This window comes from Pseudomonas sp. p21, assembly GCF_001642705.1.
GTDB lineage: Bacteria > Pseudomonadota > Gammaproteobacteria > Pseudomonadales > Pseudomonadaceae > Aquipseudomonas.
On sequence record NZ_LWBV01000009.1, the window covers coordinates 71,751 to 92,194 of the forward strand.

At 53.1% G+C, this 20,444-nt stretch carries 19 protein-coding genes; 5 read left to right on the plus strand and 14 right to left on the minus strand.

The window, feature by feature from the left end; all coding sequences use genetic code 11:
* Positions 1 to 62: 62 nt before the first annotated feature.
* The 8 genes from A4C63_RS22610 to A4C63_RS26860 all read right to left on the minus strand — a co-directional run bounded on the left by A4C63_RS22610 (position 63) and on the right by A4C63_RS26860 (position 9,285).
* Entirely contained in the window at positions 63 to 1,727 is a 1,665-nt protein-coding gene (locus A4C63_RS22610) for an ATP-dependent helicase (RefSeq protein ID WP_063914672.1), read from the minus strand.
* A complete protein-coding gene (locus tag A4C63_RS22615) occupies positions 1,724 to 3,679 on the minus strand; it encodes an ATP-dependent endonuclease (protein ID WP_063914673.1) in 1,956 nt (651 codons plus the stop codon). Before A4C63_RS22615 ends, A4C63_RS22610 begins: the two co-directional genes overlap by 4 nt.
* Positions 3,680 to 4,048: 369 nt before the next feature.
* Positions 4,049 to 4,558 (minus strand): hypothetical protein, encoded by a 510-nt coding sequence (locus tag A4C63_RS22620; RefSeq protein ID WP_063914674.1) that lies wholly within the window; start codon positions 4,556 to 4,558, stop codon positions 4,049 to 4,051.
* 34 nt (positions 4,559 to 4,592) lie between these two features.
* Positions 4,593 to 5,474 (minus strand): exonuclease domain-containing protein, encoded by an 882-nt coding sequence (locus tag A4C63_RS22625; protein ID WP_063914675.1) that lies wholly within the window; start codon positions 5,472 to 5,474, stop codon positions 4,593 to 4,595.
* 150 nt (positions 5,475 to 5,624) lie between these two features.
* Positions 5,625 to 5,834 carry a hypothetical protein gene (locus tag A4C63_RS22630; protein WP_063914676.1) on the minus strand — a complete coding sequence of 70 codons (210 nt, stop codon included), beginning with the start codon at positions 5,832 to 5,834 and terminating at the stop codon, positions 5,625 to 5,627.
* Positions 5,835 to 5,871: 37 nt separating this feature from the next.
* Positions 5,872 to 8,508: a UvrD-helicase domain-containing protein gene (locus tag A4C63_RS22635; RefSeq protein ID WP_082888397.1), complete on the minus strand. Its 2,637-nt coding sequence runs from the start codon at positions 8,506 to 8,508 to the stop codon at positions 5,872 to 5,874.
* A gap of 109 nt (positions 8,509 to 8,617) precedes the next feature.
* Complete coding sequence (locus tag A4C63_RS22645; RefSeq protein WP_063914679.1) at positions 8,618 to 8,959, minus strand: hypothetical protein; 342 nt, start codon at positions 8,957 to 8,959, stop codon at positions 8,618 to 8,620.
* Positions 8,959 to 9,285 (minus strand): hypothetical protein, encoded by a 327-nt coding sequence (locus A4C63_RS26860; protein WP_063914680.1) that lies wholly within the window; start codon positions 9,283 to 9,285, stop codon positions 8,959 to 8,961. Before A4C63_RS26860 ends, A4C63_RS22645 begins: the two co-directional genes overlap by 1 nt.
* A gap of 259 nt (positions 9,286 to 9,544) precedes the next feature.
* Here A4C63_RS26860 and A4C63_RS26420 point away from each other — a divergent pair, with 259 nt between their 5' ends.
* The 3 genes from A4C63_RS26420 (at position 9,545) to A4C63_RS26610 (ending at position 12,243) form a co-directional block, all read left to right on the plus strand.
* Complete coding sequence (locus A4C63_RS26420; protein WP_156510908.1) at positions 9,545 to 9,994, plus strand: hypothetical protein; 450 nt, start codon at positions 9,545 to 9,547, stop codon at positions 9,992 to 9,994.
* Positions 9,995 to 10,491: 497 nt separating this feature from the next.
* Positions 10,492 to 11,820 carry a hypothetical protein gene (locus tag A4C63_RS22655; protein WP_156510909.1) on the plus strand — a complete coding sequence of 443 codons (1,329 nt, stop codon included), beginning with the start codon at positions 10,492 to 10,494 and terminating at the stop codon, positions 11,818 to 11,820.
* A 309-nt stretch (positions 11,821 to 12,129) separates the two neighbouring features.
* Positions 12,130 to 12,243 carry a helix-turn-helix domain-containing protein gene (locus A4C63_RS26610; RefSeq protein ID WP_256202967.1) on the plus strand — a complete coding sequence of 38 codons (114 nt, stop codon included), beginning with the start codon at positions 12,130 to 12,132 and terminating at the stop codon, positions 12,241 to 12,243.
* Positions 12,244 to 12,274: 31 nt separating this feature from the next.
* Here the strand turns inward: A4C63_RS26610 and A4C63_RS22660 are convergent, their stop codons facing one another.
* The 3 genes from A4C63_RS22660 to A4C63_RS26425 form a co-directional block, all read right to left on the minus strand.
* Positions 12,275 to 13,003: a metallophosphoesterase family protein gene (locus tag A4C63_RS22660; RefSeq protein ID WP_063914682.1), complete on the minus strand. Its 729-nt coding sequence runs from the start codon at positions 13,001 to 13,003 to the stop codon at positions 12,275 to 12,277.
* 101 nt (positions 13,004 to 13,104) lie between these two features.
* Positions 13,105 to 13,818 (minus strand): hypothetical protein, encoded by a 714-nt coding sequence (locus A4C63_RS22665; protein ID WP_156510910.1) that lies wholly within the window; start codon positions 13,816 to 13,818, stop codon positions 13,105 to 13,107.
* 431 nt (positions 13,819 to 14,249) lie between these two features.
* Complete coding sequence (locus A4C63_RS26425; protein WP_156510911.1) at positions 14,250 to 14,648, minus strand: hypothetical protein; 399 nt, start codon at positions 14,646 to 14,648, stop codon at positions 14,250 to 14,252.
* Between the two features lie 789 nt (positions 14,649 to 15,437).
* On the opposite strand from A4C63_RS26425, the gene A4C63_RS22670 reads away from it, so the two are divergent.
* On the plus strand, positions 15,438 to 15,890 hold the full coding sequence (locus A4C63_RS22670; RefSeq protein WP_063914881.1) for a helix-turn-helix domain-containing protein: 453 nt from the start codon (positions 15,438 to 15,440) through the stop codon (positions 15,888 to 15,890).
* Between the two features lie 626 nt (positions 15,891 to 16,516).
* Positions 16,517 to 16,651, plus strand: coding sequence for a hypothetical protein (locus tag A4C63_RS26865; RefSeq protein WP_256202968.1), 135 nt, complete (start codon positions 16,517 to 16,519; stop codon positions 16,649 to 16,651).
* 89 nt (positions 16,652 to 16,740) lie between these two features.
* Here the strand turns inward: A4C63_RS26865 and A4C63_RS26955 are convergent, their stop codons facing one another.
* From A4C63_RS26955 to A4C63_RS22680, 3 genes are all read right to left on the minus strand, one after another.
* Positions 16,741 to 17,124, minus strand: a complete 384-nt coding sequence (locus tag A4C63_RS26955) for a histone-like nucleoid-structuring protein, MvaT/MvaU family (protein WP_156510912.1) — start codon at positions 17,122 to 17,124, stop codon at positions 16,741 to 16,743.
* Between the two features lie 76 nt (positions 17,125 to 17,200).
* On the minus strand, positions 17,201 to 17,506 hold the full coding sequence (locus A4C63_RS22675) for a hypothetical protein (RefSeq protein WP_063914684.1): 306 nt from the start codon (positions 17,504 to 17,506) through the stop codon (positions 17,201 to 17,203).
* An 860-nt stretch (positions 17,507 to 18,366) separates the two neighbouring features.
* The gene (locus A4C63_RS22680; RefSeq protein ID WP_063914685.1) at positions 18,367 to 20,421 is read right to left on the minus strand and encodes a hypothetical protein; all 2,055 of its coding nucleotides are present in this window, start codon (positions 20,419 to 20,421) and stop codon (positions 18,367 to 18,369) included.
* Positions 20,422 to 20,444 lie beyond the last annotated feature (23 nt).

Sequence of the window (20,444 nt, forward strand, 5' to 3'; positions counted from 1 at the left end):
TTGGCACCTGCGCAGGCCAAATCACGGTTGCGCAGTAGCCAACTAAGCGAGAGAATTCCGGCTCAGGGGTGGGTTTTCCAGAGGCCCGCATACCCCAGAAACTCGGCCTGCGCCGTGCGATTTGGTTTCCAGTGATCGAGGCCCGCAAGGTTTTCTCGATGACTCGCTGTTGTCACCACAAGTCGCCTTTCGGCACGCGATACTCCGACGAAAAACGTGCATCGCACCTCGTGATGATCTTTGCCAAAGTAGGCTTGGTTCTCGACCCCAAGTAACACCACCGTATCGAACTCCAGACCTTTGCTTTTGTGCACGGTCAGGATCCGAATCGATTGATCATCAGAGAGCTGTGCTAAGGCCTTCAGAAGGTCAGGCTCTTTCTCCAAGGCTTCGTCGATGTACTTCTTCACCTCCAGGACAATTTCCCTGAGTCGCCCCGGTGTCTCGTAGTCATGCGAAAGCCCTACCAGCAAAGGAGTACCCACCATCAAGAAGAACTCCTTCAAGAGCGCCCAACGCTGGTCGTACGTGTTGCCGACTAGGTCTTCTGAAGCGGATTTGCGCGCCTCCTTGATGAACCTGCCCCAATTCGTTTTCAAGCTGCCCGCGACGTCGTCCTCGGGTGGCACAATACGACGCATGAGGCGTGTCCACGCCTGAGGCTCTCTTGAGCCATAAATACACAGCAGGTAGTCGACCACGACCAGTGCGATAGGCTCGGTTGACAGGTCTTGCATGCGGTTTTCATTTCGATGGCTGATGCCCCACTTGTCGAGCGCCGCGGCAAGCCTCAAGGTGTAAGCTTCGGGCTGGATGCGCAACAGTACGGCGATCCTGGCCGGCGCGATACCTTCGACGTTGATCCATTCGCTGATCTTCGCGGCCAAGTCCTCAGCCTCATCTTCGCAATCTGCATAATGAAGAACATGTACCTCCCCTCCCTCCCCCTCAAGCAGCTCAGCAGGCATCTCGGAGTCTGGATCGAGTACTTTCACGATCTCGTTTTGCAGACGAAGCAGCTGTGGTTGTGAACGAAAATTTCGGTAGATGTTGAGGTGCAATGCTTCGAAGTCACCCGCGAACGTGCCAAAGATGCCCTCCAGAGCACCTGCCCATCCCATGATCTTCTGTTTCACATCACCGACCGCGGTCACACGCCGCCCTGACCCCACGAAGATCTTGCTGACCAGCGCATACTGCTCTTCGGTGCAATCCTGGAACTCGTCGAGGAACACGTCGCTGTATGTCTGTCGGATCGCACTGGCAGCTGGGGGATAAGCTTCCAAAATCTTGATGGCGAGCGGGATGAGTAGCTTGAACTCGGTTTGCTTTGGGTGCGCCTTGCCGTTGCTAACGACCTTGAAACCAGAATCGAGGGCGTCGGAGCCAGTGAGCACCGGTCGGAACCGATCAATTATTTTTTTCGCGAAGCCATGGAACGTGTAACTGTCAAAACGCCCCGCATACGTCGAGCCACACCGACGCCATACGCGCTCCTTCAGGTTGTTACTGGCATCTACCTTGAACGCGATGGCCAAAATTCGCTTGGGGTAACGACAGGCGCCCGTTGTTAGAAGGTAGTCGGCTCGCTGAGCCAGCAACTCCGACTTTCCTGCCCCAGGCCCCGCCGTTAACGCCACGCAACGCTGCTGCTCACGCACAGCAAGCTCCGCATTTGGCTCAAGCAAGATACCCTCTGATGGTTTCCAATCCTCGGGTTTGATCATTCGTGAAGTTCCTTCACTCGCTCAATCACCCGGTCAACCAGCCTTCCGAGCGATGCCGGCATTTTCTTGATGAGCTCTTCGTTGTCGAGGCTCGCCAAGGCCTGGATGTGCGACTTCGGCTTGCTGTCGAGCTTGAAGAGTTTGTGATAAGCACCGAAATATTTGCGCTGAAGCACGCTGTACTGGGTCTTGTCGAAAAAGCTGTCGCCCAGCACTGATTTGACCGTCCCCACATTAGGTGCGACCAAGTCCCCGGTCTCCACGCCAAAAGCGTTGGGGAATGCGCACAACATAGCGAAATCCAAGTCCATCGGCGCAGAGAAGAAGATGTCCAAGGATTCGAGCTGATGGATGTAAGGCCTTTGTTTTGGATCTTTCGCCATCTTGAGGATCTTGCTTGTGGCATCGTTCCATTTCGGCAAACCTTTGATCTCAGCCAGGGATAGGAACTGATCGTCATGACGGTGTTCCAGGAGCTGCGCAGCCACATACTTGATGCGACCCCAGCCGCCTCCGAAACGCGCCACATCAAGATCAAGCAGCGTCACGTAGGGAATATCCAACCCACTCAACAGGCGCCAGAAATGGTTTACGTGCCGACCGCCGAGAGGCGCGATGCAGACAGCTGCCTCGTCCACAAGGAGCCCTTTGGCAGCAAGCAGTCTAGGCAGTACGATTTCCTCACTGTCACCCTCGCCAAGAATGACCAGCCTGGCAAAATACACCTCAGGGAACGCCTGAACAGCTTCCCGCACGTACTTGTATTGCTCCCCATCTTTGTCTGGCGGCATCTTGATCGTGGTCACAACCGTGCGCCGGAAATCATCAAGCCTCAGATAACGAATGTTCTCCGGCTCAACACGCCGCAGCATCGAGGGCGCATGCGTTGCAATCAGCGCCTGCGCATCTGGTGACTCTTCATCATCCACCAATGCTTTGAGCGACGATACGATCCGACCAAGGTAGTGAGGCGACAGGCTGTTTTCCGGCTCCTCCAGCGCCACGATGGTGAACACGGCTGGCCTGAGTTTATCCACGTCGAATGAGTCGTCATCCCCGTTGAGTACAGCCCTGCCAACGGCCTGGGAGGACAGTACCAGCGTCAGGTAGAGCATCGACTTCTGACCGTCGCTCAATCTGGAAAAATCGACCTGCTGCTCACCATGCCCAGGGGTAAACGACACCGACAGATGTCGCAGTAAGGATTCGATCTCGCTTGCGACAAACGTCAAGCTTGGGTCTTTGAAAAACGCCCCTTTATGCAACTGTCCCCATGCCCTCGCGATTCCCTCACCCAGGTTGCTAACTGAACGGTTGTTGCGAAGGCTTTTGGAAATACCTTCCGACAACTTGCTGATTTCTTCCCGCTGATCCGTCCAGTTGACCGCTCGCAGCAGGCGTCCCAAAAGTGCGTTCGCACCGTAGGTGATGTGTTCTGCGGGGTCGCGGCGCGCCGGGAGGTAATGCACTTGAATCTGGTTGCGCTCGTCCCGCGGTACCGGCGCGGTGATGATGGGAGTGCCGTCTTCTTCGGCTTCTGAGACATAACGCAGGCTCTGCTCGATTTCATCATCCTGACCTAGCGTCGCATCCAGGCGATACCGCACGCGCGGGACACCGCCAATGTCATCTAGGCGCATATGACCAAAGTTGCAAGGGATGGTGGGGTGCTCTTTGGCGTGATCGGCGATCTCGGGAAAATGGAAATCAGCCTCAATCCACAGCTTGCGCTCCTTCGGCAAATCTTCTTCATCATGGGGAACGAAGAAGTCTGACCTGCGCAGTCTGCGCTGATTAGGATCAAACGCAAAAAGGCGGCACAAGGCCTGCAATGTCGCCGTCTTACCAGATCCGTTTGGCCCGATGAAAAAAGTCAGCTTTTCGAAATCGATGATGACCGGCTCGGCGCCAAACGACTGAAAACCACAGACGCGCATTTTTTTGAGTATCAACGCTCGATTCCCTTCTGGCTAACCATTCTCGGCGGCCCAGGCATTCAGGCACGCTCTGTTTTGGAGTGATGCTGCAGCCGGCCAATCCTAGCCCAGCCAATCAATCAGCGGTAGCCATATAGTGGCGCATCAAGCTGGCGACGATACCGATGGCAAGCGCAGGCCTCCAATACCAGCCCGGCAAACTCGATCAGGTTTCGAACATCCCTTCGCCCTTGTCGATGAAGGTAAAACCCAGCGACACCGACCGCCGCGGGCCCATCTCGGTCACACCGTATCGAATCGAGCTCAACCAGCCTGGCAGCATGATGCGGTCAGGGCCATCAAAACCAATTGATGAGCCACTCTCAGTTGCTGATCGCGGATGGCTCAGAAACGTCCGAAGTAGCGCTGAACATTTGCGCTGGCCTCAAGTGCCAAGCCCAGCACCGTCAATGATTGATCCAGGAGGACGTCATCTCGCTCGGCACCTTCTAATTGCACTGCGAGTCCTGTCGCTCCATCTCGGTATTTAGCGCCATGCACAAGGTTGTTTCGCACCCGGCGTATCGCAAGGAAGAGCTCCACGACAGTTGTAACTGGGACAGAGTCCAGCCATCCCAACCCTCTCCCGTTGGGCAGCAGCACCTGTCGCTTGGGAGGGCAGTTGATCAGCTCATGGGCAACTCCTTGAGCGGCGACCCTTCTCAGAAAGTCATCGCCAAGGTCGCGCGCGAACCTGTCCCAATCAGCACTCGCCCTACCTCTATCAGAAAAGGCATAGGTACCGGATCGCTTGAGCGCACATTCAAATCGCGAAAAAACAATAAAAAAATCAATCGCCAGCTTCGGTAGCTCACCGCCTACAGCTTGATCGACGAGCTGTTGATGATTTCCCATTACGGCCCTCGCTAGACGTATCGTCGAAGCAACACTAGGCAGCGGGCTGCCTGTCCGCTTCGTCAATACTAACCATGGCCAGGAAGTCGGACTCACTGATGATGCGAATCTCCTGGCCAACCTTGATAAGCTCTTCAGCCTTGAGGTGTTTGCTGCTCTTTTGTTTTCCAGCAAGCCGGCTCAGATCTTGGTCACCAACAACGAGGATGGTCGTCTTCTTGGTCACGCCATTCGAGGGTTCGCATCCCATTGCGGCAGCGAGATCTTGGGCCTTCTGACGAGCCATCTGCATCGCCCCGGTGAAGACGATACCTTCTCCGGCCAGCGGGCCGGATGCGTTAACAACCGAAGCTGCTGCGATCTGAATAGGCTGACGATTTCTTGCCAACCAATCTTGGGGATGGATCCCACTCGCTTCACAAGCTCTGAGCAAGACAATGCCGGCAGCCCGGGCATCGTCGAGTGCGTTGTGATGGCGAGCGAGGGGAATGCCCAAGTGTTTGCAGACGGCGTTGAGTCGATATCCCCCGGTGGCATAACGATCTGGCCAGGCGCGCCTCACCGCAGACTGGATGTTCAGCCAATCATTAGCCATGGGTGGTAATTTGCGGGTATCACACGCTTGGCTGAATGCTGCGCGATCAAAATGGCCGTAGCTGGTGATCAAGCTATCCGAGGCCAGCATCCGTACCGTCTCGAGCACTGCTTGGAAAGTAGGTTGGCCTGCGACCATGACAGCGGTGATGCCATGAATTCGCGTATTGAACTCGAAGAAATCGTCTTCAGGATCGACCAGGCTTTCCCACTCATTGACGATCTGTCCATCAACGAACTCCACTACCCCGACTTGGCAAATGGAGCCAAACCATGAGTTCGCGGTTTCGACATCGATTGAGATGAAGCGATTAGTAGACATAGCTATCCCTGCATGTGTAGAGGCCAAACGCTACTACGCCTGCAAAAAAATCACTAGAGCGGATCGGAGCTCATGCCGCCACAGCAAACTCACCGTTGCCCGCTGATCCGCTGATCAGTAACCATCATTGCAAATCATAAGGAATTCCCCTCAATGGAGCGGGCCCACTCCTCCACCAGTGACGCGCAATAGGTAGTCAGAGACTGCCTGGAAAAGCGATTCCGCCTCATTTTTCAGACGCTCCACCTCTCCCTCCGGCGCAGCGGCGTCGATTGCTTCGTGATAGCGCTTGAGCGCGTCGATCGCACTTTGCATCAATGGATCGTCGCCCTCCAAAAAACGAATCAGATGTTTGTCCAATCGCTTACTCCGCTGTCCTAGTCAAGCTTCCAGGCATTCAGTACACACGAAAACTACGCAGCTTCCCCGTCCCTCTTGCTTTGCCGGATGTAGCAGAAGTCGCTTTAGGCGCGTTGACCCGATTCCAGTATGGCTGAGTCGCCTTGATGTAGCGGCTAGCCCTTTCGATCGCCGGCTTCGAGTCATCATCCAAGTACCAGTAGCAGTAGGTGATAGCCCGTGTGATCGCAACGTAAGCGGTGCGGAGCGCCTCTTCACCCTGGGACGTATCATAGCCGCAGGGATCACCAGGGCGATTGAGGCCAGCCTGGGCGTACAGATCATTCTTGGAAGGTGAAGAGGTCTTGAGGTCGCAATCGCCAAGAAGGAAAACGGCTTTAGCCTGCAAGCCCTTCGCTGAATGGTAGGTGAGGAATTTAATCTGACTGGAGCGTTTCTCCATTCTGGCCCTATCAAGCAGATCCTCCAGCTCCTCACGCGCTTCTTCCTTGACGGAGTTTGAGCGTGTCAGCACGAGAATGGAGTCGCCTGCATCGTAGTGCCGTTCGACATCAGCAACGATCTGCTTCCAGTCGAGCTCGCGCACCTCCACGGGTACTTGATGACCAATGACAGCGTTGTTTTTCGCAACCCCGTGCTTGTTAGGGACGCCACCTGGGGTGCGCTTGACGATCTCCTCCGCCGCATCGATGACCATCTGGTGTGATCGATGATTCTCCTGCATAAGCACCCGATTCGGCTCGGGCGACTCGAATACTTTATCGAAGTCGATCAGGTAGTGCGGCGAGCTCCCGCGCCATCCATAAATGCTTTGCCAATCATCCCCGACAGCCATGAGCGATGCGTAGGCGGGAGAGCCATGGGTGGGCACAGACAGGTTGCGTCGTTCGATCTCGGCGAAGGTCGCTCGAATCCACGAAATAGTGTTCGCACCGACGTCTTGGAATTCGTCGACGAGCAACGTTGTCATTGGTCGCAAAACGCTCGGGGTCAGGGCTTTAAGGTTGTGGGGTTTACGCTCACTGAAAATGGCGAACATGGTGTTGAACGTCATGACTGGCGGGGTCATGTTGAACAGCATGCGCGTGAACTCGCTCCAGTAGATCGCCAGGGCATGGAAGAAATCACGATCCACATCATCCTTGAGCAGGCGCATGGCTCGTATAGCTTCGAACACATCCAAGCCAAGGTTCTCCATGTACGACGCAGCGCCGTAGAACGCTTCTGTGATGTACTGCGGAGCGATATCACCCTCGAGCTTGTAGGCGAACTTCGGACAAGTGTTCACCAAGCTGCGGATTGCCTCTATCGGACTGGCCGACTCGACATAGCTTTTGAGGTAGATGACTGGGCGAGAGCAATGTGCTTGGAACAAGACTCGCTTGTGCTTCACATCCACAGTTAGGAAAGGGAACCGCCCCTCCTTTGCCTTCAAATCAGCGGGTTCTGATTTATCAACGCCCAGGATGACAAACGCGTCAAGCTCTGGAATGTACCCGTTGACGTTGAAGTCCTGCCCCAGCAGCTGGATAACCTTACGGGTAGGCTCGATGCCTTCGATTGGCCATTTCCCTGCTGCACGCCATAACCGCTCCAAGGTGTCACAAATGTCTTCGTCAGCTTTCGCCAGATCGCGAGCCTGGCGTTGGGCCTTCAAGGCATCGGGGCTATCGGCGTTTACTTTCTCCATCGCCAATGCGTGGCGATAGAGCTTGCCGATGAGCGCTTTGAATTCAGGATTTTTGTCATACAGACGCATGTAGCAGTCGTTCATCAGCTCAAGCTGGGGTTCTCCCATTTTGACCTGGAACATAGAGCCCTTCTCTTTGGTGCTGCCGTCCTTTTCAAGGAACTCGAAGGGCTGAACGCTTCCCATGCCTGGCAAGCAGCGCGCGAATGATAGGATTCTTGAGTGAAACGTTCGGACGATTTTCATTGAGTCGTCATACGAGATGTCATAACCCCAAAGGGCAAACACCTCCCGGACTTTCTTCGCGAAATCCTTCTTGGACTCGACGGTGAATGTCACAACGGTGAGGTTGGAAAAGTCGATTCCCAGATAGTGCCGCAATACCAGAAGCCGCAGCACCATGGTCGTGGATTTACCACTCCCTGCGCCGGCTACCACCGAAGTCGTAGGCGTTCGGGAGAGGATCATTTTCCATTGATCCGCGGAAGGCGGCTGATTTTCCAGCTTGCTGGCAACATCCGAGCGTATCTGGGCTTCCAGCTCATCTGTTATAGGGAAGCGCCAGTCTTTGAACAGCTGGTCTTCACGGATGCCTGGCGCTTCGATTTTCGGTGAAGGCCCGGGCTGCACCTCGATGATCAATTTCCCTTCATCAAATCCCTTTTTATGGCCGGTTTCATAACCCGCGGCTTGGCCTTCCGCAAAGCCGACGGTGCGCCCCACTTCGTGACCGCTTGCAAGGCCTTCGCGAACCCCTCGCGAGTGCCCGACTTTATCACCGGCTGCCTCGCCGGCAGCCTGACCGGTGGTGAAACCTTTCTGATATCCCTCGTGATGGCCAACTTCCCGCCCAGCTCTCCATGCGGATACCTGCCGCACACCTGCGGCATCAAGCACACGGTTGATCATTCGGTGGAGAAGGTTTTGGGGGAAGGATGGCTTCTGAATCTCTTCGCTTGGCGAGCCGGGATTTTGGGCGTCCACTACAGTACATCTCCATTTCGTACGACAGGAGCGAGCGCTACAACGCAGATTTACTGCACGCGAAGGCTACGCCTCTCTAGATCGAATGGAGCGTACCACTTCGCCAGACTCAGGCGAATGGGATGTAGGCCTGCGGATTTACTAACTCCGTTGGCACGATGAGCGTACTGGGGTCTTTGACTGGGCTCTCAGGCTTTGGCTTGTCTGTTTTCTGGATATCAAGAACGTGGAACGTGATGGGTATGGTTGAGACCGGCAGCTTTGGGCGCTTGGGACGTTTTGATTCTAGCTTGGCCCAGTGGCCCCGAGTGGGCAATGTGACCCCCGCTTTACGGCAGGCCTTCGACAAGCCCACATCTGAGACACCTATTTCCTTAGCGATGATGAGAACAGGTCGTTCCCACCCCATTTCAAATAGCTGTTGGGGAGTGAAGCTCTTTTCGACGTACATTACTGTTCCTTTGTGGCACCCAAGGCGTTGTACCAGTCAGCGTAAGGCGTAAGTTCTACTCGACAACGATTGTAGTCAGTGCTGCCGTCGTCCCACCAAACGGCCCCCCGTTCCCCGAGCCCGACCTTGGCGACATTCACTCGCGACCGTGCAGATTTGAGCATGCTCGAATCGCCAGAACACTTGGCCCGCTTCACCTCTCGCCGCGCATCCATCAGGTCGTGCACCAGTCGCTGCCGCTCGCACTCACTGAACGAGGGATTTGTGCAACGCCAGAGCTGACCTTTGACTACGAAATAGCGACCGCCTGGAATCGTTGGATGCATAGTGCAGACCTCTTGAGCGGATACTTCTACGACTTGCTTCCACCTGGACAGCCATCTGTCCGCCCATCCATTGATGAAGATCTGGCTGCTCGGAGTTCGGCACGGCAAGTCGAGCTGGCGCGAAAGGCATCAAATGGCCATTACTTCGTAACCTTCTTGACATAGAATCACCGGGGTGGAGCGTTTCGAGCCCTCCTAAAGGAGGATGCCGTTGAGCCCCGAAAATTCATAGATTGGATCTTTTTGTGAGGGATTTTCGATGAGTCGTGAGCGTTATCTAGTATCGTCTTATGGAGGCAACCCTGAAGGTACGCGGATGGGCCTAGCTAAGTTTTTCGAGCTATGCTTGAAACATGGCTCCGGCGTGATTGTCGTGCCCACAATCGGCAATGTGAGCGGAACGATGTTTACTCAGGTATTGCCAGACGCATTAGCTAAGACGTTAATTTCTAAGCGAACAGTTTCTATAGGCAACGGAAATACCATTACGCTGTGCGGATCAAGCACCCTCAAAAATTTTACCCAGGCAAAGGTCTATCTAGCTTTGTGGGGCCAAGGTGGCACCATTGAACAAATTGAAAAGGATTGTTACTCATGCAAGGCTGAAGTTTTCGTAACTTGGCTGCCAGAGGACTCTAAAGAGTGGACTCGGAAACATAAGGTGACGAAGATCTACGACGATGGCGTAACATCAACGCCGGATTTCTGAGTCAAGCTATGGGGGCCGAGAGCGTGCAGCTGATGTCGTGATCAAAATCACCATTGAGCCCTTCATCCACCCACCCTACCCTGCATAATTAGGCCTGCCCCATAGGGTGGTTACAGAGAACTCCGGATTGCCCCCGCTTCTTAAAAATCAGATAGCCCACGGCCAGGCAACAGCGGCCTGCTCTGCCGAAACGCTCGCGAATCGGTAGCTGAGAATCCCACCTCGAGTGGGGTTCTCCGTTTCTAGGCACCTCAAGCTTGCTTCCGCTCAGAGATAGGAGACGCTACCAAGCCATAGCTCCTGGTAGGCACCTTTTCAATAGCAAGCGCGGGCCATAGGTGGTATGGATTTTGAAAATCTGAACAGCCCCAATTTATAAGCAGCCACTAGTTAAAGGCATGGAACCAATAGACACCAGCTTCTCCTAGCCAATGGCCAAGTGATAAGATTGCCCTTTCCTTAAAAATCACCACCTCTAGCTACCCCCAGGGATGAGTATGCCGCTTAGTGAATTCCGCAAAACAAGTGCGCGCTGGAACTGCCTAAAGAAAGTTGACACACTGGGCTTGTTTGATTTTTGCACAAATATAATCTCTCTTGACAGTCTAGAGCACTATCATGTTAGCAATCTCACGTCAACTGACACCAAAGGCGCTCAACTGAATTTTCCAGACTACGAACGTCATGCTAAAGCGCTGCCTCTGATCGCTCACGAGTACACCCACTTCCTCGACGCGACGGCAACTGTTTGGGGAATGAATCGATTAACTCTTATGCAAAAAGCGTACGAGTGCCCTGCCAATAACGAGAAAGACTTCTATCACATGAAAGTCTTTTATGATCACAATAAGCGCCTTAAATTTCCCGCTTATTACACAACGCTTGAGAAGGCATCCCATACAGAACAGCCGTGGGAATGTGGAGTAACGAGTGGCGTAGAGTTTACCGCTGACGGAAAGCCTGGAAAAAGGCCTATCGCTTTTATACGATTTTATAATTCCGATGGTGAGGGGATCACTCGAACCCCAATTTCCATGGTCTCATTGCTCGAAAACTCCGCTATGGCAGAGGAATTCGAAGTAAGATTTGGGCTTGTCAATCGGCTGGGCACTGAGAAAGTAGTTGAAGAAAATCTTCTTGAAAAATCTCTTGTTGAGTATCTCTACAACCCAGAGCTCGCGGAGTACTCTGTCTGCGCCCTACTTCTTGCAGACAGACAAAATTGCCAAGATCTAAGGCTGGCTCTCTACTGCAGTGGCCTAATTTCTAGGCTCGTGCTAAATGCGACGCCGGAGGTATTCAAGGCCGCGGCCAAAAATCTCGACAACTACTTGATTCGATACGGGCTTGAAAGGAATGGGCCGCAACACAAAAACATAAAGTACGCATTAAAACTAGACAACCACGGAATGTTGTTTTACTTGCTTACAATGCAATTGCCCGACAACTGCCTGGCAGGGCCGGAGCGCTTCCTCGCGGGGCTGGCCGAGTCTTTCGTGTCACTGGGGATACCTATTAAAATGTACATCGATAGCGCGCAGCAATCGATAAAGAACTCCGAGGCCATTCTTAAATCGAGCAAATCCCTTCATCTTCGCTTACTGGCGCAGGCCGCCGCCCTCAACTTTGACAAGCTCGCGAGGTGGCCAAACCCTTTGACCTTTTCTGATTTCCACTTGCCACCCAGTCTTCTTGGCGACTTCAGCCAGTATCAATTCAATATCAGCACCGACAATATCCTTAAAGATGTTGATTTGGATAAATTATATGAAGATTTGGTCGCCGGCCAGCTTCGAATGGAAGAATTTGGAGATGCTTGCCTGTAGGGCACTCATTCGATTGCACTGACCTGAGCGAGACGGTGCTGAGAGCCCTCCACAAACACACTCTCAGCCACCGTCATCCGCTACTCACGTGCGTGGCCCACGGTCAAACGCTATGCCATCTTGAAATGTCACCGCCCCCCTGCGTGAAGCCTTGTATCCGCAACTTGGGTAGAGGCCATGACCCAGGAAGTGCAGCGCTGTTAATGCCCTGCCCCTCTTCCTCCTGCACTCAATCCAGCAGACGTCGAGTCACCTTGAGAAGGCAAGGTCACGCGGGGGCGACCTGGGAAACAGATCGATCCGGAAAAGTTGGCAGCTATTCGGCATGCCAAGGCCGCGGGAGAATCACAAGCTTCGGTCAGCGCGCGCCTTGGAGTACCTAAATCAACGGTAGGCCGGCTGCGGCACTACCCAGAAGACTAAACAGCCTCAGCCCTGAGTCCTCCAGATGAGCCTAGACTTCGATGGTGAGGTCAGCTGAGAAGCCTGTACGTTCTCCTGGATAACCTCGCGGGTTCGACACTAGCCGGCACCCCGAAACAACTGTATCTACCGCGTGATGGGTGTGACCAAAAATCCATACGTCAGCTTGGGCCACGAGGTCGTGCCACTGGTTGAAGTATGCTGCGCCCAGATGACCTTCATACCCCTCGCCAGCAACGTCCTGGATTGGGCAGTGATGAGTGATCACGATCGTCTTTCCCTCAAAGGGTTTGGCGAGTTCACTGACGAGAAACTCACGAGCGGCGATGTTCCGACTTATGAGGTCAACGGGTCGAAGCTTTCTGTAACCCTCTCCTACCCTGATCCTCCTGAAGTCGCTCATCCACTCGGCACAGTCCCTCATGGCAGCCTTGTAATCGCCCGTAGACGTGTAGTCTGTCCACGCCGTCGTAACCAAAAACCGTGTGCTACTGATGATGAGAATTTGGTTGTCCATGACGTGCACATGCTCTGCTGCGGCTTCACGCATTTTGATGAGCGTTCGGTCAAGGTGGCCTTTGTATAACTCATGGTTACCACACACGTAGACGACTGGGTACTCGAAGGTTTGGTTAGCCCACAACACTCCCTGTTCGCGCACCGAAATATCCCCAGCAAGTACAACAACATCCACATCTACCTGGGGCGGTTCAAAACCTTTGAACTCAATGTGTAAATCTGAGTAGATTAAAATCTTCATCAGCTCACTTGTGCTCCGAGCGGCATTTTAGAGATCTCTCGTTCACAGCTTCAGGGAATGCGAACGATAGGCCTGGAGCCACGAAAATGGCAGGCATGATGTTAGGTCGGACGGGATCGACCCACGCCCTTTTCCAACGCGCTCGCCAACTCATCGAGCGCATAACGCAAACATTGATCCTCCTTTACGTTGCCAGAACTGGGTTGTAACTGGCGAGAGTGCCTGATGAGCGCTTGGAGATACTTCACGCTGAGCTCCAGTTCAATCAGCACGCGGTCTTCAAATGAAAATTCCTCAGATCGATCGAAGAAAACAGGTACTACACGTGTCTCATTGAATCCTGCATCTCTCGGAGAGCCCAATAGGTATCCATAACAAATATTGTTTTGAACTATCACAACCATCAGTAGCTTATTAAGCTCGTGACGCCTCCCCATAATCCAATCTTCGAGGAATCGCGGAGAGCCGGTCAAATTGGTAAAAAAAATATTTAGTTCCACCATCGACTTTGGCCATACGCTCTCTGACCAATTCGCACCAACGGCAACAGGGACTAGTAAGCAATACCCTTCCCTTAAGCTCGCAATGGCCTCATTTTGGTGGAAGGCAATGGGTAACGGGTCGATTTCGTAATATGGTACGAAAAATAGCGTGCCAACCATTTTCTTACCATCAGAGAAATTGGCTGCAATTCGAAATTCTGCTACCCCATCAGACTGGGGTAGGTCAACGCGAGCGGAAGCAAACTCTGAGGTTTCAGTCACCTGTCGATACCTCAGACAAAAACGGCCCCACTCGGAATATAAATTACTCATTCCGGCCCTCCAGGAATGATGGACAGATTAAACTCAGTGGTAAAGTGCTTAGTAAAAGAAAATTTTCCCCGCCCCCAATACCTGCTACTGTCCGAAGCGCGATTTCAAGGCTGGATTTACAAATGATTTAAATCCTTAGAGCTAACCGCACCCTGGAAAGATTTGACTAACAGCCGTACCCGTGTCCGATGCGCTCGAGTTCACACTTTACTGTCCGGTACCCAGCCTAATCGCACGCGCTTTCCAATGCGGTAGCGCCACTGAAACAGTCCTAGCCTGCGACAACCAAATGCTAGCCTTGGCTTTGCTGCCAAACACGTGCTCGGCATGACGTCGAATCAGCTCCTCAAAATTCATTGCTGTTTTCATTAGGCATGATTTCCTAACGCCTTGAGTGTTAGTCTATTGGGCTAATAGCCAATCGCTTGATTTCAGGCATTTTCCAAGGCCAGGAGTGCAGGAAGACTCACATGTTTTCGCACTCCAGGCCCGGCCAAGACAAATCTTGTGTGCATGCTCTCAAAGCTGCAGCCATCTAGCATGCGCTGAAAGCTTGAGCGAATGGCACCTGCTCGGGAACCTTCAGCCTTGCTGTCGTACACCACAGTGTGGGCATAAACTACCGTTGGCTGTAGCCCCATAGCTTTGAGATCATCTTCAACATCACTAGGCACCATGATGTCGAGCAGGAGCCAATCCCGTACCACACAAAATGGCCGATTCTGATTAGCTGCTCGTGCGGCCTGTACAATACATTCATCTGAAGCACCTTCCCCTTCTACAGGGAAGCCGCCTTCAAACAAGAGGCCTGCTATCAACGCTGCTTCCACTTTCCCTCCGACCAATATTATGCGCCACTTGCTTCATCGCTCAATTTCAGGACATACCACGCTCAGTGAGTGGAGCCCTCAAACCGTGGACTACCACCGTCTAGCGCCCAGTCGCAGACAACGTAGGTGCTCCCGTTGACCGTTTGAAACAGATTGAACTCCCGATGCTCTACACGCCGGCACACCTTCGAGGTGAGGATTGTTGCACCATCGCGGAATCGGCCTCGGCTTTCACGATACACAATGCCCACCAGGCACTGAATCGACTGCTGGTATTCAACACAGCATAGGTAACCTGTTATGGCCATGCCGAAGTTCATGGCCAACGCCCGTTCTATATTGCTAGGCAGTGATGTGGGTGCAATCTCCGCTGGGGATTGCTGACTAGCCAAAAGCTCTAAATCGCTGGACATCTCTGTGCACCTGAAAAAGCCTGAACATATATTGATCGCCAGATCCGACATGGTGCCCGTGCTTCAGCCGGTGCCCAAATCCGGTCTTCTTGACCATACGCATTACCCGCCATTCGTGGAAATCTTCCCACCCAACCTGAACAAGTCCCATATCGCTGAGCCACCCATCACACTGATATGCGAGTGATCCTAGGTAACCCTCGATGTGACGAATTAGCGATATATTGAATGGGGCAGCTTTCTTTCCTCTCACACAGCCCCAAATCTCGCGTCGGAGTGATGGCCAAACCCAATGACTCCCACAAGGATGACTATATACATTTGTGTGGGAGCACGCAAACGCGGCATATCCTCCGCTTTTATCAGGGCGGATGAAATGAACCTGCGTGAAGCCTATGCGGCAGTCCTCCAGATGCTTAGAGATCGGCAAGCGCTGACGCAGTACGACGTAGCCAACGGCGTAACCCAGTCGCAGGTCAGCCGGCTCGAAAGCCGCCAATCCAACCCAACGCTGGAAACCAGCAGAGAGCTGGCAAATGCGTTGAACCTGCACCCTCTTGCATTCCTGGCCTTGGTACATGCAGCAGATGAGCAGATGACGGCAAGAGAGCTACTCGACCAGGTGTTCGCAGAGCTCAAGCGTCTGGAAATGCTTGATGCCCCCTTGCCCCAAGCACCTACCAAGAAGTCTCATCCTCGAACGCGCAGTGCTGAGGAGAATCTGCGGAGGGTGCAGGCGCTCAAGGCTGAAGGTAAGAGCCAAGTCGAAGTCATCGAGCTGCTTGGAATGCCGCGTTCCACTGTCAGCCGCTATTGGAAGAAAGCTTGAAGGACGTCAGGTCACGGAAGATTGGTGTAGCTCGGAAAGCAGTGCCATGAAGAACCACGCCCTTCCTACGCTGACCTCCGTAGGCGGGGTACTCATAATGCCCTAACCACTTTCAAGCCTCCACGGCAACGCTGCGGAGGACTCTCAACACGAGCGACACAAGGTGCGACGGTGGTAATGGAGCACCTTGGGACAGCTAACAATAACTGGTTGAAAGATGTTCACTCGCCGTTGCTGTGCACCACAAAGAGTTTTTTCTGTGACTGGAGGCTAGATGAGTGCTTTAGCTTTATGGCCAAGCAATTGCGCTGAGCGAGCGTCGACTATTCCCCAGCGCCCTCCTCGTCGTCCTGAAATTTACGATGAAACACTAAGAAAACGGTGTTTCTAAGCCAGCCCTGTGAAGAAGCCGTATCGACGGCTGCGCAAACGTACATCTCCTTCTGACGTACCTATGCGGCACACAGAAGAAATTCAGGATGGATCCAATAAGGCTTGCACGAACAAGCGAAGCGGTCTATGTTGTGCCGAGCCACACAACAAAACACAACATGATGTGTTTTTTATAGGCTGACTCACGACTGCTTGATCCTTCTCGTAACTCTACAGCGATGCAGGAGTTTCTCATGACAGACCGTCGACCGCTCAACCCCAATGTCAACGTTCCAAAGCCTGGCGGTGGTGTACAACCCCGTTCGCGCAACCAGGACGGCCAGGTTCGCGACAAACGCAGCGATGCAGGCAAGCCTCGCAAAAAGTGATGCATCTAAAGCCAGCAAGCAGTTCGTGATGCTGGCTTTTTCATCATCAGGGCACTCGCCCAGTACTTATGGGCAACCGGGGCTCGTGCTTAAATCTCGCGCCAGGATGTAACAGCAGCTGAGCCGTACTGTTCTTTCCAAGCCTTCAGCCGATTGTGGTTTGACCCACGAGTTTCAACGACTTCGCCCGTATGGGGATTTCTATACCGGCGCATCGACTTGGCAGTAGATTTTATATCAGGCGCATCTTTAGCAATCGATTGCAGAGCTTCGTGAATGCACTCTGTAGACGAAATGCCGGTGAAAGCGAGGCTAGGTTTGATCAAGCGCAATACATCGCTCGCGCTAAAATTATAGCGTTCCTTCAATCTTAGAAATTCTTCCGTGAACGCAATATCTTTAGCGAGATCAGGCTTTTCTTCAAGCTTGGTCAACTTACTCTTAAGGGAGAGATACTCATTAAGGCTTGTCATTTTGTAACCCTCATCCCTTGAAACAATGCAGTTGTATTGACATGGCCGAGGCTCCAGAGTCCAGAGCCCAGCGCTATCATGCTGGCTCGACTTTCGCCCCGCCGGGAACACTTATTGCCTCACAACCCTCACGGTTTTCACTGATCAATTTACGCAGTTGCGAGCCTTCCTCGGACTCGTAGACACTCACAATCTCGATTAGCCGCAGAGCCTCGTCATCGCTGTAACCATAACGCTCAATCAGTTGATCAAGCTCCTTGCTGAACTCGAGATCGAGTTGATAATTCGAGTCGCTGGCTTCGAGACGATTTGCCTCGTCCACCAGCCTCGTCAGCAAAAACTGAAGCTCTCGAATCTCTACATAGGTATGGGGTCGGCTCATGGTTCCGTACCTGGATTGGGAGGCAGTTTTGAGTGTAGTCCAAGCCTTACGGGTGTTAAAGGGGTGTCAAAGACCTTTGGTAGGAATGTCGCAAAGCGCTGCGCGGGCGACGTCTGGCGCTGGTTGACTCCCAGCCCTGAGGGTGTAAGGCTCGCCCATTCGCCAGGCGAGCATGCGCATGCGGGCGCTTCTATCCTTCGGCGCATAGCAGAACCGGTGTATTGTAGTTGCTTATATTTCAAGCAGTTAACTCATTAGCTCGGTTTTTGGAACAATGATGAATCTAGTGTTCGTTTACGAAAACAGGTGCCATCATGAGTCCATAACCCATGCCTAAATCGACATTTGTCAATTTGCCTTAAACCCATCGATATCCATTTTAGCGAGCAGCCACGAGGCACCTTGAGCTGCGGCTGCCTATCCAATATAGTGATAAAATGTGCTTGCCTTGACCGCTTCGAGGTAGCCTATTCTAGGCCTTGTTTCTCCTTGGATGGCTCTATTTCGGGCATGACCAGAGCCGTCAATTAAGCACTAAATGACACCGGTGGCACTCTCGCTCCCTCATCCCCCCAGGCGGCATTACTGCAGGTGGTCATGACATACGAGTCAGGCTCCGACGCCGCCTCGTTGACCTGTCTGGTGCCCTGCGAAATTGCATGCTGCCATTCGGTTTGACTCAACAAGAGCCCTCTGCATCAGGCGGTCATCGCAGGCATTTTGAATCTGCTCGAGATCTTACCCCTTTGGCCTGCTATCTAAATCAATGCAGACGTCGCCTACGCAAACGATCAGGTAACAGATTCTGACTCCCAGATATTTCTCTCAGCGCCACCAGATTACTGGACAGCTCTGTCCAGCTACCTCCTCTTGAACAGCCACTCCACATGAACCAAGTCTCCGGCTGAGAGATTACTCTGCGCACTCTCCCACATCGCAGCACTGTGATAGTCTTGGAAGCACTGCGCTAGAGTTTTTATCTCATTACGATCAGTGGGAAAGGAACTAGCGGTAAACGTAAGCGTGCTCTGCAGAAAGCGATGCTCAGCTGGCCCAAACAAATTAAACGCACATCCAATTAGCAAATATGCGATCGCCAGAGACTTCGGAGGTGCAGTTTCTATATTTGTCATCAACTGCCAGACTGTTGGCCTATCGAACACCTTAGCATTTAGTCTAGAACCTTTTTCCAGTCTGTAGAACCATCTTGCGATACCGCCGTCACTATTCAGATTAGGTTGATAAAGGAAGAAACCTAGTAGAAAGTACAGGGCGTATTTAGAGGGCCGACTGGATGTAGGTTGTGCTGGCGCATTTTCAACCCAGACCTGTATGCGGCCTACAATTCGACAAATCCTGCACTCTGAAAGAATTTCCAGAAAACCACACGCGCTTCGACTAATCAAGCCGGTGCCGTGGTCAAAGGCTTCGCGCTGAGTATGTTGGGTGTACGCAAGCCAGGATCCGGTCAGCTCACTTAAACTGCTTTTATCAAGGCGCTGCAGCAAAACAGGATGCCGATGATAGGTGCACACAGCAGCTCCACGTTTTCGCCAGGCTCGTCGCAGCACAGGCGCTCTCAGTGCGGCCACATCATCGGCGATACACTGAGCACAGTACTTACGGTTCTCGCGAGGATGAGTGGCATCCCCCAGAAGTGCGAATTGGATGGGTATTCGATGTTGCAATCGCGCTGGAAACATGCCGAGGAAAGACTGGGATCGATAAAGCGTATCGGGTTCAAGCGTGCCTCGTCCTGGCGCGTAATCATGGCCAGCGGAGCCTAGAAGCACTGCTGGATCCCACGGCATCTCATTCGCATTGCCTTCATCGGACGGGTCGATCGCCACCTCCCCGACCAACCTTGCCGAGGCGAGCAGACCGGTGAAACCTGGTGCGTTGCCTGTATGCGTGAGTAGTTGACGCGAATAGGAGTCATAGGACTGCTCACTACCCTGAGTTAGCGCTGTACACCACCGGAGAAAATCATCATGAATGATTGTGATCGATGGGCAAGATGCATTTCTCGACAACCAGGAGCCCAAGGTCTCATCAAAAATCGGTTTCAGATACGTTTCGAATCCACGCCCAGATGCCGCCTTGGGCTTCGATTTAGGTGCGCGGTTACTCGCTGTTTCAGCGTGCTGGGAATCTTGCTGTTTAGAAGAGTGAGCGTCGATCTGTGCGTTATGAGTGCTGACTACCCCTGCAACGTTGGCACGAGGAAAAGAAGCTTGTTCCAGCGCTTTTACTTCCCCTGCCACCACCATGGCGTCGAGGAGCATTAGCGCCTTCAGGCTTTCGAGTGCACAGACAGTTTCTCCCACAAGCCCCTTTGTGTGCTCATGAAGGTCGCAGAGATCGATACCCTGTGGCGTCACAAATAGGGGAAACAGGGTCGGTATTTTCGTATGCCCCATCAAGCTGATGAGGTCATTTTCGGGGTCTATGCCTCCTTGCTGGAATGAGACGGGTGCGGTCGACGGATTATCCGGCGGGACTAGGTAGGTAGGGATTTTCGACAATGACAGGGCTCTCAGCGTCTCGGCAACGAAGTGTTGGTAGGCCTCATCGCACTCCATAGCCTTCAGATCGAGGAGCACTACCTCGATCCCCATATCGCGTGCGCGCAACCCCACGTCCGTTAACCCGTCATACTTGCCACAGAACACAATGTCGTAGCCGAACGGCGGCTTTAGCAGGTAGGACAGCACTTGATAAATCAAATGGATCTTCTGCTGGTGCTTGCTGAAGAAATCGTGCCCATCGTCAAATACGATCGCCTGATACTGCCTCAGATGAAGGGCGACAATGTAAGGGAGGCTAGCCCTCCGTGGTGGGTGGATATCGGCAGAGTAGATGGGCAGGCCTAGCGATCTGAGGACATGGGTCATGAACACGAAATCAGCATTCATGGCCATCCTTGGCACCAATGCCG

What these genes read in the sequence shown, in the direction of transcription:
- A4C63_RS22610 (WP_063914672.1), bottom strand. Translation starts at nt 1,727, where the DNA reads ATGATCAAACCCGAGGATTGGAAACCATCAGAGGGTATCTTGCTTGAG.
- A4C63_RS22620 (WP_063914674.1), bottom strand. Translation starts at nt 4,558, where the DNA reads ATGGGAAATCATCAACAGCTCGTCGATCAAGCTGTAGGCGGTGAGCTA.
- A4C63_RS22625 (WP_063914675.1), bottom strand. Translation starts at nt 5,474, where the DNA reads ATGTCTACTAATCGCTTCATCTCAATCGATGTCGAAACCGCGAACTCA.
- A4C63_RS22645 (WP_063914679.1), bottom strand. Translation starts at nt 8,959, where the DNA reads ATGTACGTCGAAAAGAGCTTCACTCCCCAACAGCTATTTGAAATGGGG.
- A4C63_RS26860 (WP_063914680.1), bottom strand. Translation starts at nt 9,285, where the DNA reads ATGCATCCAACGATTCCAGGCGGTCGCTATTTCGTAGTCAAAGGTCAG.
- A4C63_RS26420 (WP_156510908.1), top strand. Translation starts at nt 9,545, where the DNA reads ATGAGTCGTGAGCGTTATCTAGTATCGTCTTATGGAGGCAACCCTGAA.
- A4C63_RS22655 (WP_156510909.1), top strand. Translation starts at nt 10,492, where the DNA reads ATGCCGCTTAGTGAATTCCGCAAAACAAGTGCGCGCTGGAACTGCCTA.
- A4C63_RS22660 (WP_063914682.1), bottom strand. Translation starts at nt 13,003, where the DNA reads ATGAAGATTTTAATCTACTCAGATTTACACATTGAGTTCAAAGGTTTT.
- A4C63_RS22665 (WP_156510910.1), bottom strand. Translation starts at nt 13,818, where the DNA reads ATGAGTAATTTATATTCCGAGTGGGGCCGTTTTTGTCTGAGGTATCGA.
- A4C63_RS22670 (WP_063914881.1), top strand. Translation starts at nt 15,438, where the DNA reads ATGAACCTGCGTGAAGCCTATGCGGCAGTCCTCCAGATGCTTAGAGAT.
- A4C63_RS26865 (WP_256202968.1), top strand. Translation starts at nt 16,517, where the DNA reads ATGACAGACCGTCGACCGCTCAACCCCAATGTCAACGTTCCAAAGCCT.
- A4C63_RS26955 (WP_156510912.1), bottom strand. Translation starts at nt 17,124, where the DNA reads ATGACAAGCCTTAATGAGTATCTCTCCCTTAAGAGTAAGTTGACCAAG.
- A4C63_RS22675 (WP_063914684.1), bottom strand. Translation starts at nt 17,506, where the DNA reads ATGAGCCGACCCCATACCTATGTAGAGATTCGAGAGCTTCAGTTTTTG.
- A4C63_RS22680 (WP_063914685.1), bottom strand. Translation starts at nt 20,421, where the DNA reads ATGAATGCTGATTTCGTGTTCATGACCCATGTCCTCAGATCGCTAGGC.